Origin of the sequence: Mitsuaria sp. BK037 (assembly GCF_014193045.1) — a bacterium.
Taxonomy (GTDB): Bacteria; Pseudomonadota; Gammaproteobacteria; order Burkholderiales; family Burkholderiaceae_C; genus Roseateles.
The window spans coordinates 632,456-646,406 of sequence record NZ_JACHYS010000003.1; the positions used below are offsets into that span (position 1 = coordinate 632,456).

Annotated in this window: 7 protein-coding genes; 2 read left to right on the top strand and 5 right to left on the bottom strand. The window is 66.5% G+C overall.

From position 1 onward, the window contains the following. Positions 1-86: 86 nt before the first annotated feature. The 4 genes from FHT37_RS19610 to FHT37_RS19625 form a co-directional block, all read right to left on the bottom strand. Positions 87-2,774: a TonB-dependent receptor gene (locus FHT37_RS19610; RefSeq protein WP_183483778.1), complete on the bottom strand. Its 2,688-nt coding sequence runs from the start codon at positions 2,772-2,774 to the stop codon at positions 87-89. A 589-nt stretch (positions 2,775-3,363) separates the two neighbouring features. After that, on the bottom strand, positions 3,364-6,102 hold the full coding sequence (locus FHT37_RS19615) for a TonB-dependent receptor domain-containing protein (protein ID WP_183483780.1): 2,739 nt from the start codon (positions 6,100-6,102) through the stop codon (positions 3,364-3,366). 359 nt (positions 6,103-6,461) lie between these two features. Then, positions 6,462-9,149: a TonB-dependent receptor gene (locus FHT37_RS19620; protein WP_183483782.1), complete on the bottom strand. Its 2,688-nt coding sequence runs from the start codon at positions 9,147-9,149 to the stop codon at positions 6,462-6,464. Positions 9,150-9,502: 353 nt separating this feature from the next. Beyond that, positions 9,503-11,701: a malate synthase G gene (locus tag FHT37_RS19625; RefSeq protein WP_183483784.1), complete on the bottom strand. Its 2,199-nt coding sequence runs from the start codon at positions 11,699-11,701 to the stop codon at positions 9,503-9,505. A gap of 222 nt (positions 11,702-11,923) precedes the next feature. Between FHT37_RS19625 and FHT37_RS19630 the strand changes: the two genes are divergently transcribed. Both FHT37_RS19630 and FHT37_RS19635 read left to right on the top strand, forming a co-directional pair. Further along, entirely contained in the window at positions 11,924-12,850 is a 927-nt protein-coding gene (locus tag FHT37_RS19630) for a LysR family transcriptional regulator (protein ID WP_147240654.1), read from the top strand. Then, complete coding sequence (locus FHT37_RS19635; protein ID WP_183483785.1) at positions 12,847-13,302, top strand: DUF2214 family protein; 456 nt, start codon at positions 12,847-12,849, stop codon at positions 13,300-13,302. Before FHT37_RS19630 ends, FHT37_RS19635 begins: the two co-directional genes overlap by 4 nt. 167 nt (positions 13,303-13,469) lie before the next feature. Here FHT37_RS19635 and FHT37_RS19640 read toward each other — a convergent pair whose 3' ends face one another. Next, positions 13,470-13,793, bottom strand: a complete 324-nt coding sequence (locus tag FHT37_RS19640) for a PsiF family protein (protein WP_183483787.1) — start codon at positions 13,791-13,793, stop codon at positions 13,470-13,472. Positions 13,794-13,951: the final 158 nt, after the last annotated feature.

Sequence of the window (13,951 nt, forward strand, 5' to 3'; positions counted from 1 at the left end):
CGTGGACGGAGGCGGCGGAAAACGGATCCGGACAAAGAAAAAGGGCCCCGGATGGGGCCCTCGGATTGTGTCGGATTTCCCGGCGATCAGAAGTCGTAGGAACCGCGGACGTAGAAGGTGCGGCCGGTCGGATCGGTGTAGCGCGGGTCGTAGCCAGCCTGGAAGACCTGGGTCTGGAAGCTCAGCGGGGGATCGCGGTCCGCGATGTTGCGCACGCCCAGCGTCAGCGAGGCGGTCTTGATCGGACGCCAGGAGGCGTACAGGTCCGCCGTCGTGTAGCTGCCGACGTGGTTGGTCGGCGTCACGTCGATGTAGCCGGACTTGTAGTGACCGGTCAGGCCGACGGTGAACTTGTCGTAGGACCACACGGCCGACAGCGTGTGCTGCCAGCGGAACACGGGGCCGACGCCGGAGTAGACGCCGACGTTCTGGTTCCACGGGCCGTCCTGCAGGTCCTGGTACTCGTACTTGGTCACGTAGGTGCTGTTCAGGCCCAGCATGACGTTGCCGGCGCCGGCCAGGCGCAGGCGGTAGTTGGCGTTCAGGTCGAAGCCGTTGGTGTTGTTGCCACCCAGGTTGAGCTGGCGCACGTCCACGTAGCCGCAGTCGGTGCCCGGGCACTGCGAACCGTCGACCGACAGCTGGCCTTGCGAGTTGCGGTGATAGAACTGACCGAACTTGTCCAGGTTGGCGGGGTCGAACAGCGACGCATCGCCGATCACGCCGATCAGGTTCTTCACGCGCAGCCACCAGAAGTCGACGCCGAAGCTCAGGTCGTTGAGCGGGGCGAACTGGAAGCCCAGCGACGCGCTCTTGCTCTTCTCGGGCTTGAGCTGGTCGTTGCCGCCGTTGCGGACCATGAACTGGGCGTCGCACAGGTTGATCGTGGTGCCGCCGTTGGCGCACAGCACCGGGTCGTTGACCGTGCTCGAGTTCGTGTAGGTCGGCGCGGCGTGCAGCTCATACAGCGAGGGCGCGCGGAAGCCGGTCGAGTACGAACCGCGGATCAGCACTTCCTTGGATGGCTGGAAGCGGAAGCTGACCTTCGGATTGGTCGTGCTGCCGAAGTCGTTGTACTTGTCGTAGCGGACCGCGGCGGTGACATCCAGCGTCTTGAGCAGCGGCACGTTCAGTTCGCCGTAGACGGCGTAGACGTCGCGCTTGCCGGAGCTGTAGATGTTGGGGTCGATGCCGGTCGAGGCGACCACGGTCTGCGCATAGGCGTCCTGCGCGTCCTGCGTGAACTTCTCCTGGCGGAACTCCGCGCCCAGCGCCAGGGCGGCGGCGCGGCCGGCACCCAGCCAGTCGCCCAGCTCGCGGCTGGCGTGGGCGTCCAGGTTGGTGGTGCGGCCCTTGCCGATCATCAGGCGGCCCAGCGCGTTGGCGCTTTGGAGGTAGGCCGTGCCGGCCGCGTCCTGGTCGCCGAACGGGTTGATGATGCCGGTCAGGATGCCTTCGGTGATCTTGTTGCCGTCCGTGTAGCCGCTGATCAGGTCCTCGGTGACCTTGTTCTGGTTGTAGCTCAGGCCGGCGGAGTAATCCCAGCCCGCCAGAGTGCCGTCCAGCGACAGCACCAGGCGCTGCTGCGTGTTGGTGTTCTTGTCGCCGCGCGGGCCGTTCGGGGCGTCACGCCACTTCAGCGTGATGTAGCCCGGCTGGATGGTCGCGCCGCCGTCGGTCATCGTCTGGCCGGCGTAGTTGTCGCCGTCGTAGGTCGAGCTCAGCGCGGGGTTGTTCGGATAGAACGGGTTCGGCGAACCGTCCGGACGCAGGCGGTTCTGCACCAGGAAGCCATACGGCACCGGCGCGATGCGCGTCTTCACCTCGGAGCGGGTGATGAAGTACTCGGCGCCGAAGGTGTGGTCGTTGCTCAGCTTGACGGTGCCCTTCAGCATCGCCGAGGCGCGCTGGCTTTCGGGCACGTAGTCCACGAAGCGCGAGGTCGACATCGTGCAGGACGTCTGGTCCGCGTTCGGCACGAGGAAGATGCCGCTGGCGCAGGTCGGGGCGGCCGGGTTGTAGACCGTGCTGCCGTCCTGGTAGTAGTTGGCCGGCAGGGTGGAGCCGGACTTGCCGCCGACGAAGCGCGTGTTGTAGTCGCGCTGCGTGCCGCCGATCGGGTCCTGCTTCTGCAGGTCGACGAAGCCGAACAGGTTGAAGCCCTGCTTGTCCAGGTCGCCGTAGCCGAAGCCGGCGTTGGCGTTGCGGGTCTTGCCGCCGGCGTGCTGCGGCGAGTCGTAGCCCAGCGTCACGGTGCCGCCCTGGTAGTCGGAACGGGTGATGAAGTTGATGACACCGCCGATCGCGTCCGTGCCGTACAGCGAGGAGGCGCCGTCGCGCAGCACCTCGATGCGCTCGATGGCCGCCAGCGGGATCATGTTCAGGTCGGGGGCCGAGCCGTCGAACGCGTTGTTGGCGATGCGACGCCCGTTCAGCAGCACCAGCGTCTTGTTCGCGCCGATGCCGCGCAGGTCGGCGAAGGAGGCGCCGCCGGTCGACGAGCCGACGGCCTGGCTGGTGCCCAGGCTGCTCTGGCTGGCCGTGAGGGTGCTCAGGATCTGCTCCACCGTCGTCAGGCCCTGCTGACGGATGTCGCTCATCTTGAAGGTCGTCACCGGCACCGACGATTCGGCGTCGAGCCGCTTGATCGCGGACCCCGTGACGACGACTCGTTCGAGCTGGCTCTGCTCTTGTTGGTCCTGGGCCAGCGCCGGGAAGGACGCGGCCGCAATGGTGGCGGCGACTGCCAGGCTCACCGCGTTCAGCTTGTACATATGCACCTCTAGGGGGAGAGTGCCCGCCCTCCTTGTGGGTGCGGCGAGCCGGAATTGAAACGGCCCCGCATCGCGAGGCCTGTGCAAAAGTGTGCTGAGGAATCCCCAGAGGTCATAGGTCCGTGTTCGTGGATCGCACTGGATCTGACGGCTAGCTGTCGAACCTGCATTTTTTGCGGGTTTTTCCTTACTGTTTGGTGACATTTCGGTCGTGCCTGCGCCACAGTTTTCGCATTTACATGACCATTACTCTCACAGAAATGTCGGATATGGAAATAGATTCAAAACCATCGGATTTCGCACCAAACGTTGATAACCCGTTTGTATACCGTGAAGATAATGCGAAGGCACGTAGGGGATTGGCAACGCGCGGTTTGAATCGAACGCGAGTGAAATATGAAAAAGCCGATATGATTCAATGACTTGGAAATATCGGTGAAGCGATGGAAACATTACTTCACGCACCGGTCGGGCGGATTCCGATTGCCAAGACGCTCACGCTGGTGGCAGGGCAATAAAAAAGGACCCCGGATGGGGTCCTTGTATGCGGTGCGGAATTCGCCGCGGGTGCGGCGAATCGCAAGCCGGATCAGAAGTCGTAGCTGGCGCGCGCCTGGAAGGTGCGGCCGATCGGGCTGTAGTAGCGGTAATCGAAGCCCAGCATGTGGCCGCCCTTGACGCGCAGCGACAGCGGGGGTTCCTTGTCGAACACGTTCTTGATGCCCAGGGACAGCGTCAGCTGCTTGTTCCAGGTATAGGCGGTCTGCCAGTCCAGCGTCACGTACGGCTTGACCTTCAGGCGCACCACTTCCGTCTCGCCGTTCGCCAGGTTCTCCACCTCGGTGGGGAAATCCTTGTAGCCCGACTGGAAGTTGATGTTGGCCGCATGCGCCCAGTTGCCGGTCTGCAGCGTGTTGGTCCACTGGCCCTTCCAGCGGAAGGTCACGTCGCCGATCGACGGATGGTTGTCCGCGATGGTCGAGAAGTACTCGCCGCCGGCCAGCAGCTGCTGCTTGTCGTTCAGCATGTAGGTGGCGCGGACATTCGACGTCAGGCGACCGATCGGCGTGTTGACGCGGCCGGTCACGTCGAAGTCGATACCGCTGCTGAACGACTTGCCCAGGTTGGTCGTGCTGGCGTTGTAGGCCAGGAACTTCTCGCCGGTGACCGGATCGGTGTAGACCAGCCACAGGTTGGAGTACTTCTGCGGATCGCTGAAGGCCTCGTTCTCGTCCACCGAGCCGAAGGTCTTGTCGATGCCGACCCACCACCAGTCGGCGCCGAACGAGAAGGTGCTCGTCGGCTCGACGCGGAAGCCCAGCGTGGCCTGCTTCGACTCTTCCGGCTTCACCGTCTTCACGCCGCCGGTGAACACGTTGTACTGCTTGTCGCCGGCCTGGCAGGTCGCACCCAGGCTGGCGGCCATGGCGGCCATGCCGGCATTGCAGGTGTAGGGCTCGGCGGTCACGCCGAATTCCTGCAGCGGGCGGTACAGCTGGCGCAGCGTCGGCGCGCGGAAGCCGGTGCCGATGGAACCGCGGACCAGCAGTTGCGGCATCGGCGTGTACTTGAACGACAGCTTGCCGTTGGTCGCGCTGTCGACGTGACGGTAGTTGTCGTAGCGCACGCCGGCGGTGACTTCCAGGTTCTTCACGACCGGGACGATCACTTCGGCGAAGGCGCCCATCGAGTCGCGCTTGGCGCTGTACGGGATGACGACGGTGCTGTCGCCGAAGCGCTGGTCGTCGCCATTGACGCCGCCTTCGCCGCGCGCCACGGCGCCCGGATCGTCGGTGACCTTGTCCTTCTGGAAGGAGGCGCCCAGCGCCAGGTAGGCGCCGCCAGCGGAAGTCGAGAAGATCTCGCGCTGGGCACGGACGTCGGCGTTGAACAGGGTGCTCGTCTCGGTGTCGTAGACGCCCGAGATCATGATCTGCGAGGCCGCGTCACGCGCCGCCTGCGACTGCTGGCCCGGCAGCACGAACGGGTTGTACAGGCCGCTGCGCAGCAGGGCGCCGAAGGCCTTGGCCAGCGGATAGCCGGAGTTGCTTTCCTCGACCACGGCGCGTTGGTAGCCCGCGGTGGCGGTGTAGTCCCAGCCGGCGAGCTGGCCGTCGAGCTGCAGCCACAGCGCCTTGTTGTCGCGATCGAAGGTGCTGGTGCGGTTGCCCAGGTCGTAGGCGCGATAGGACACCGACGCGATGCGGTTCGGGTCCAGGCCGATGGATTGCAGATAGGCGGGGGTGTAGCCGACCGCCGCCAGTTCGTTGGCGAACGGGCCGTTCGGATCCACGGCGACCGAGCCCGGCACGGCGGCGATCTTGCCGCTGGTCTTGGTCTTGCCCAGCAGCAGGTCGGCACGCAGCGTGTGGTTGCCCAGCTTCACCGAGGCGGAGCCGAACAGGTTGGTGCGCTTGCGGTCCGGGAAGGCCTGGACCGTGCCGGCATAGTCGAAATAGCAGGACTGGCCCACCTGCACGGTGCGCTCGGCACACTTGCCGTTCTGCGCCAGGTAGACGTTGCGCAGTTCCGAGCTCAGTTCGCCGTCCTCGATCACCGGCACGTTCACGTTGCCCGGAATGGACGAGGGCGAGCCGTTGAAGAACTGGTACTGGTTGCCGTTGTGGCTGAAGTTGATGACGCCGGTCTTGGTGAAATCGCGTTGGTCGGCCGTCAGGGCGTCGCGCTTGTCCACCGACAGGGCGGCCATGATGTTGAAGCCGTCGCTGTCCAGGTCGCCGAAGCCACCGGAGATTGACGCGCTGCGCTCCTTGCCGCCCTTGTGCTGCGGGACCGAGACGTTGGCGCTGATGTTCTTGCGCGTCGAGTTGTTGCGGGTGATGAAGTTCACCACGCCCGCCACGGCGTCCGAGCCGTAGAGCGCGGACGCGCCGTCGGTCAGCACGTCCACGCGCTCGATGATCGACAGCGGGATCATGTTCAGGTCCACCGCCCCGCCGGCTTCGCCGATCAGGCGGCGGCCGTTCAGCAGCACCAGGGTGCGATCGCCGCCCAGGTTGTGGATGGACACGGTGGCTTGGCCGCCGCCGCCGCCGCCGACGGTGTCACCTTCGGTGATACCGCCCTGCACGGACGACAGGTTCTGCATCAGTTCCACGACCGAGGTCACGCCACTGCGCTCGATCTCGGCGCGGGTGACGGTCTGCACGGGCAGCGAGCCCTCGGCGGCGATGCGCTTGATCGCCGAGCCGGTCACGACGACGCGTTCCAGTTGGGCTTGTTCCTGCGCCTGGGCCAGGGCGGCCGACGACGCGGCGGCGAGGGTGGCGGCGACTGCCAGGCTCACCGCGTTCAGTTTGTTCTTCAAAAGACACTCCTAAAGTGTTGAGCGGCGGCGCTTGTGGCGGCGCGCAAAACGTTACCGGACGGCGGTCGGGCGTTTTGAATGCGTGACTGCCGTGTGAAAAGAGTGTCAATGAACGGCCTTCGCCGATCGGCGGGGGTTCCTACCAATTGAGCCGGCGGCGGGCGGTCGGACGCGAGCGGCGCCCTCCAGCGAAAAACCCGCCGTGGCCAGGGTCACGCGTGACTTTCGGCCAGTGGCGGGGATGCGGGCGATGTCGCGAAGGGGACAAAGCCGGAGGCGTTATGCGCCCAGCCCGTTGCGACTCGGCAACAGGCTGTCGTCCGGCCGCGACAGGCGGCCGGGGTTTCACGACAACGCGATCAGAACCCGTAAGCAGCGCGCAGGAAGAACGCGCGGCCCAGCGGATCCGTGTAGCGCGGATCGAAGCCGCGCTGCGAACGCGTCGACTGGTTGGAGAACGGCGGGTCGGTGTCGAACAGGTTCTTCACGCCCAGCGTCAGCGACGTGGCCTTGTTGAACTTGTAGGTGCCCGACAGGTCGACCAGGGTGTACGAGTCGACATTGCCGTAGAACGACGGGCCGCCCACGACGGTGGTGGCGTCGTTCTGGTCGCGATAGCCGGACTGGTGACGCACCGCCAGGCGCGCGCCCCAGTTGTTCATCGCCCAGGCGGCCGAGATGTTGTGCTTCCAGCGGAAGACCACGCTGTTGTCGTTGTAGTAGGCCAGACGGCTCTTGAACTTGTCTTCCGGGCTGGTCTGGTACTCGTACTTGTGAACGTAGGTGGCTTCGTACGCCAGCGACAGGTTGCCCCAGCCACCCAGGCCCTGGCTGTAGGCGGCGCTCAGGTCCAGGCCGTCGGTCTTGATGCGGCCGATGTTCTCGTTGTGCGTGATCAGGTAGGCGATCGCCGGGCCATTCACCCACAGGCCGGAGCAGCGCTGCAGGTTGGCCTGCTCGGACACCGGCAGCTGGTTGCATCTGACGATGCGGTCGGCGTAGCGGGTGGAGTTGGCCAGCAGCGTGTCCACCGGCAGCACGTCGATCTGGTCGCGCAGCTTGATGTTCCAGTAGTCGACCGCGACGGTCAGCGCCTTGGTCGGCTCGAACACCGCGCCCAGCGTGAAGGTCTTGGACTTCTCCGGACGCAGGTTGGCGTCACCGCCGTTCTGCACCTGCGGCTGCTGGCGGCAGTCGCGGCTGCCGATGCCGCCCAGGGCGACGATCGGGTTGCCGTTGGCATCGCAGAGCACCGGGTCGTTCTTGGCGCCGGAGGTGAAGGTGACCGACTTGGGGGCGTACAGGTCGTCCAGCGCCGGCGCGCGGAAGCCGGTGTTGTACGAGCCGCGGAAGGCCAGCTCCTTCATGGGCTGGAAGCGCAGGCCGATCTTCGGGTTGGTCGTGCGGCCGGCGTCGGAGTAGTCGTCGGTGCGCAGCGCCAGCTGGACCTCGACCATCTTGTGCACCGGCAGCAGCAGCTCGACGCCGATCGCCTTGACTTCGCGCTCGCCGCCGACGTGGTTGGGCGAACGGCCGGCCGACGGAATCGCCAGCACGACGGCGTCGTTGGTGTCGTTCTTGTAGAACTCCTTGCGGAATTCACCGGCGACCGCGATCGCCGCGCGGCCACCCGGCAGGTCGAAGATCTCCTTGCTGACGCGGGCATCGACGCTCTTGGTCGTGCCCAGCGCGTTGGCGAAGACGCCGGCGCGCTTGGCCTGCTGGATGACCGCCAGCTGGGCCGGGGTGGCCTCGCCGAACGGGTTCAGGTTGCCGGCGGCGACCTGGGCGCGCACGAAGGGCGCGTTCACGTAGCCGTCCACGGCCGCGTCATTGGCGGTACTGCGCGAGTACAGGGCGCCGACCTTGTAGTCCCAACCCGCGATCACGCCCGACAGGTCGGCCACGACCCGCTGCGCTTCGGCATGGGCGCCGTTGGTCCGCGAACCGGCCGGCACCATGCGCCAGCCGACGCTGATCGGCTGCGTCAGGTTGATGCCGGGATAGGTGCTCGGGAAGAACGGGTTGCTCGGCTGCATCGTGATGCCGGTCACCGGATCCGGCGCGATGCGCGAGATGTTGTCGTTGACCGTCTGGGTGCCTTCCAGCGAGAACTGGTGGTCGTCCGACAGCTTGACGGTGAAGCGGCCCGCGAGCGTGTCCTGCTTGGTGTCGGGAATGATGTCGATCGTCGAGCTGAAGTCGAAGATGCAGTTCGCCGCGTTGGTCGGGCTGACCAGCGACAGCGGCGGTTGGCAGGTCGGGGCGGTCGGGTTGCCGCTGAAGGTGCTGCCTTGGGTGAAGTTGCCCGGGAAGGTGGTGCCCGAGCTGCCCGACACGCCGCGCGACGGGATGATGCCGGTGCGCGCGAACTCGCGGTCCAGCGCGCGCACGCGCTGCTGACGGCGCTGGTCGTACGAGGCCCAGAAGTTGATGCGGTCCTTGTCCAGGTCGCCGAAGCCGATCGTCACCGATCCGCCTTCCTTCTTGCCGCCATCGTCCTGCGGACGGGTGGCTTCCAGCACGATCTGGCCACCGCGGTAGTTGGTCTTGGTGATGAAGTTGATGACGCCGCCGATGGCGTCCGTGCCGTACACGGCGGAGGCACCGTCGCGCAGCACCTCGACGCGGTCGATGACGGCGAAGGGGATCGAGTTCAGGTCGACCGCCGTGGCGCCGAAGGCGAAGGCCGTCATGCGGCGGCCGTTCAGCAGGACCAGGGTCTTGTTGGTGCCCAGGCCGCGCAGGTTGGCATAGGCCGCGCCGCCGGTACTGGAACCGATCGAGTTGGAGCCGGTGTTGCTGGACTGGCTGGATGCCAGCAGGTCGATGATCTGCTCGACGCTGGTCACGCCCGACTGGCGCAGTTCCTCGGCCTTGATGACCGAGATGGGCAGCGCGCCCTCGTCGGCGATCGAGCGCTTGATGGCGGAGCCGGTGATTTCGATGCGTTCCAGCTGCTGCGGTTGCGCGTTCTGTGCGTGCGCACCCATCGAGGCCGCGAGGATCGCTGCGGCCAGGCTGACTTGGCGAAGGGAGTGGGACATGCCTGTTCCGTGAAATGGCAAAAATGACAAGCAGCCTCCCGGCCCAGGCGGTGGCCATGTGACGGGATGCTGCGCAGAGGTGAAGAAACTTTAAGGAACAGGTGTTGCCGGCCATCCAAGGGCTGTTCCCTACGGGATTTCCTCCATTGCCGGACGGTTTGCGAACAACTAACGACCGGTGATGCCGGAAGTCATCCTTCGGCGCGGGGCGATGAATACCTGAAAACGGCAAAAGTGACACGCGCAGAAACGACGAAAGCGGCCCGAGGGCCGCTCCGCAAAGTCTCCCGTACGCCGCACGATGGCGGAGGTTTGGAGCAGATGGTCGTGGTTGCGCTGGCGTTGTCCCGTCCTTATTGAACGGTCGTTGCCTTGCGCCGCTGCCGCCACGCATGCAGCAGCGGTTCCGTGTACCCGCTGGGCTGTTCCCGTCCTTGGAACACCAGATCCAGCGCCGCCTGGTACGCCATGCTCTGCGGACGGCCGGCCATCGGCTCGTACAGCGGGTCGGCGGCGTTCTGCGCATCCACCACGGCCGCCATCCGTTCGAATGTCGCCCGAACTTGTTGTTCCGTGACGACGCCGTGATAAAGCCAGTTCGCCACGTGCTGGCTGGAGATGCGCAGCGTGGCGCGGTCCTCCATCAAACCGACACCGTTGATGTCCGGCACCTTGGAACAGCCGACCCCCTGGTCGATCCAGCGCACCACGTAGCCCAGGATGCCCTGGATGTTGTTGTCCAGCTCCTGCTGCTTCTCGGCCTCGGACCAGTTCGGCGCGTCCGTCACCGGGATGGTGAGCAGGCGCTGCAGCAGTTCGGCGCGATCGACGCCGGCGGCCTCCGCCTCGATCTGCTGCTGCACCTGCGCCACGCTGACCTGGTGGTAATGCAGCGCGTGCAGGGTGGCGGCGGTCGGGCTCGGCACCCAGGCGGTGTTGGCGCCGGCCTTCGGGTGCGCGATCTTCTGCTCGAGCATCGCGGCCATCAGGTCGGGCATCGCCCACATGCCCTTGCCGATCTGCGCGCGGCCGCGCAAGCCGGCGCTCAGGCCCACCAGCACGTTGTTGCGCTCGTAGGCCTGGATCCAGGCGCTGGTCTTCATGTCGCCCTTGCGCAGCATCGGGCCGGCCAGCATCGCGGTGTGCATCTCGTCGCCGGTGCGGTCGAGGAAGCCGGTGTTGATGAAGGCGACACGGCTGGGCGCCGCGGCGATGCAGGCGGCGAGGTTGACGCTGGTGCGGCGCTCCTCGTCCATGATGCCCAGCTTCACCGTCGATGCCGGCAGGCCCAGCAACTGCTCAACACGGCCGAACAGTTCGTTGGCGAAGCCGACCTCGGCCGGTCCATGCATCTTGGGCTTGACGATGTAGATCGAGCCGCGGCGCGAGTTGCGCAGGCCCGAGCCCGACAGCTGCTTCAAGTCATGCAACGCGATCAGCGTCGTGATGACGGCGTCCATGATCCCTTCCGGGATCTCGCGCCCGCCGTCCAGCAGGATGGCCGGATTGGTCATCAGGTGGCCGACATTGCGCACGAACAGCAGCGAACGTCCCGGCAGCACGACGTCCTGGCCAGCGTCCGCCGCCTTGTAGACGCGGTCCGGGTTGAGGCGGCGCACGAAACTGCGGCCGCCCTTGCTGACTTCCTCGGTCAGCGAGCCCCGCAGGATGCCCAGCCAATTGCGGTAGGCGAGCAGCTTGTCCTCGGCATCGACGGCGGCGATCGAGTCCTCCAGGTCGAGGATGGTCGAGAGCGCCGACTCCATCAGCAGGTCGGACACGCCGGCCGCGTCGGTCTTGCCGATCGGCGAGGCGCGATCGATCTGCACTTCGATGTGCAGGCCGTGATGGCGCAGCAGGATCGCCGTCGGCGACGCGGCGTCGCCCAGGTAGCCGACGAACTGCGACGCGTCCGCCAGGCCGACGTCGCGACCGTCCTTCAGCGCGACGGCGAGCGCGCCGCCATCGACGCGATAGCCGGTGGCGTCGGCGTGCGAGGCGCCCGCGAGCGGCGCGGCCTGGTCCAGCACCTGGCGCGCGAAGGCGATGACCTTGGCGCCGCGGGCCGGGTTGTAGCCGCCGGCGCGTTCGGCGCCGTCGGTTTCGGGAATGACGTCGGTCCCGTAGAGCGCGTCGTACAGCGAGCCCCAGCGCGCATTGGCGGCGTTCAGCGCGTAACGCGCATTCAGGATGGGGACCACCAGCTGCGGGCCGGCCTGGATCGCCAGTTCCACGTCCACGTCGGCGGTGGTCGCCTTCGGATCGGCGGGCAGCGGCGCCAGGTAGCCGATCTGCTGGAGGAAGGCCTGATACGCCGCCATGTCGCGGATCGGACCAGGGTGGGCGCGATGCCAGCCGTCCAGTTCGGCCTGCAGCCGGTCGCGCTCCGCCAACAGGACGGCGTTCTTCGGCGCCAGGTCATGGGCCAGTGCATCGAAGCCCTGCCAGAACGCGGCGGGCTCGATGCCGGTGCCGGGCAGCGCCTCGGTTTCGATGAAACGGGCCAGGGCGGTGTCGACCTGGAGGCGGTGGTGTTGGCTGCGTGCGCTCATGGCGGCTCCCAAGATGCGAAGGAATGGCGACCGGAAGGCGGGGGCAAGACACGGGCCGGCGCGCGGTCGTCCCCCCATCGGAACGCACCGACTGTAGGCTGCGGCACGGCACCGATTCATGTCGACGCTGGTCGGAGATCCCTGACTTTTTTGCACAAATAACAACGCATCGGGTCAGCATTCATTGCATGGGGCAGCGCAACGGCCCAACAATCACCGGCCATGGACCGCCTCAAACAGATCGAGTCCTTCGTGCTGGTCGCGACCAAGGGCAGCCTGACGGCCGCGGCGCAGGCCGAAGGCGTGGCACCCGCGGTGATGGGTCGCCGCCTCGACGCGCTGGAGGCGCGGCTGGGCGTGAAACTGCTGCTGCGCACGACCCGCAAGCTGACGCTGACGCATGAAGGCATCGCCTTCCTGGAGGACTGCCAGCGCCTGCTGGTCGAGTTCGCCAGCGCCGAAGCCAGCGTCAGCGCGGGCGGCGTGAAGGCCAGCGGTCATCTGCGCATCACCGCGCCGGCGGGTTTCGGCCGTCGTCACGTCGCGCCGCTGGTCCCGGCCTTTCTTGCGCGGCATCCGGAGGTCAGCGTCTCGCTGAACCTCAGCGACCGGGTGGTCGACATCGTCAACGAGGGTTTCGACTGCGCGGTGCGGGTGGGGGATCTCAGCGATTCCAGCCTGATCAGCACGCGGCTGGCTGACAACCGGCGGCTTTGCGTGGCTGCGCCGTCCTACCTGCGGCGTGCCGGCACGCCGCGGCATCCGTCCGAGTTGATGCGGCACGAGTGCCTGACCTTGAGTTCCGACGCCAGCCAGACGCGCGGCTGGGCCTTCCGGGTGGATGGGCAGGTGCAGCATCTGCGGCCGAGCGGCCGGCTCGATTGCAGCGACGGCCAGGTGTTGCACGACTGGTGCCGGCAAGGCCTGGGGCTGGCGTGGCGCAGCACCTGGGAGGTGGCCGCGGCCTTGCGTGCGGGTGAACTGGTCAGCGTGCTGGACGATTTCGCGGCGCCGCCGAACGGCATCTTTGCCGTGCTGCCCCAGCGCAAGCACCTGCCGCTGCGGGTGAGGCTCTGGATAGACTTCCTGAAGGAACACTACGGCAGCGCCGACTACTGGACGCGTGCCGCCACCTGGGAGACCTCATGACGCTCGAAGCCCTGCTCGCCGGTCTGCACATCCTGGCGATCCTCAGCCTGGTCGTATTCCTGTCGAGCCAGGCGGCGCTGTGCCGCACCGAATGGATGAACGCGGCGGTGGTGCGTCGACTCTCGCGGCTGGACATGATCTACGGCATGACCGCAGTCGCGGTGCTGCTGACGGGCTTTGCGCGGACGTGGTGGGGCATGAAGGGGCTGGGCTGGTACTGGGGCCAGCCACTGCTGCACCTCAAGTTCGGGCTGTTCGTGGTGATCGGCCTGATCTCCATCAAGCCGACCTTGACCTACCGCCGCTGGCTCAAGGCCTTGGACGGCGGTGGTGGTCTGCCGAGCGACACCGAGGTGCGTGCGACGCGACGCCTGGTCATGATCCAGGCCCACTTGCTGATGCTGATCCCGATCGCGGCGGTGATGCTCGCGCGCGGCGTGCTGACCAAGTGAACGCACCGCAACGGGGCCGATAGAACCGCTGAGATCGGCCGAGTGAACTGCGAAATCGGCCGAGTGACGCGACGCTGCATCGGGTGCTCCGCTAGGCGCAAACCGCAGCCATAGCGGCGCTATGGCGAGGATTTGCAACAACGCGGAGCGCCCGACGCGGCGTTGCGTCACTTGGCCGAGAGGCAGTCTTTCATGAAGGCTTTGCGTTCCTCGCCGGTCTTGCCCTTGGCCTCGGCGTTGCAGGTCGTCATCTTGGTTTGCTGGGCGGTCTTGGCCGGCGCGGTTTCGCCCTTGAGGCAACTGCTCATGAAGGCCTTGCGCTCGTCGCCGGCCTTGTCCTTGGCGTCGGCGTTGCAGGACTTCATCAGTTGCTGCTGCTTGAGCTGCTTCTCGGACGGCGCCTTCTTGGCATCGTCCGCGGCGTGCGCGCCCAGGGCGGCCAGCGCCAGCAACGCGCCGGCGAACAGCGAGGTCGGGGTCAGGCGTTTCATCACTCTCTCCTACAGGGCTACAGGGGGTTGGGGAAGGACCTGGGGGCAGTGGAGCACACCAGCGAGCGGCCCTCAATAGCGGTTGATGCCGGTCAAGAGCCGCGCTGACTCGGGTCGGTTGACGCGGATGCGAGCCCGGCCTGGAAGAACCGGTCGGC

Excerpts from the sequence above, each read along its gene's own strand:
- FHT37_RS19610 (WP_183483778.1), bottom strand. The coding sequence starts at position 2,774 with ATGTACAAGCTGAACGCGGTGAGCCTGGCAGTCGCCGCCACCATTGCG.
- FHT37_RS19620 (WP_183483782.1), bottom strand. The coding sequence starts at position 9,149 with ATGTCCCACTCCCTTCGCCAAGTCAGCCTGGCCGCAGCGATCCTCGCG.
- FHT37_RS19625 (WP_183483784.1), bottom strand. The coding sequence starts at position 11,701 with ATGAGCGCACGCAGCCAACACCACCGCCTCCAGGTCGACACCGCCCTG.
- FHT37_RS19630 (WP_147240654.1), top strand. The coding sequence starts at position 11,924 with ATGGACCGCCTCAAACAGATCGAGTCCTTCGTGCTGGTCGCGACCAAG.
- FHT37_RS19635 (WP_183483785.1), top strand. The coding sequence starts at position 12,847 with ATGACGCTCGAAGCCCTGCTCGCCGGTCTGCACATCCTGGCGATCCTC.
- FHT37_RS19640 (WP_183483787.1), bottom strand. The coding sequence starts at position 13,793 with ATGAAACGCCTGACCCCGACCTCGCTGTTCGCCGGCGCGTTGCTGGCG.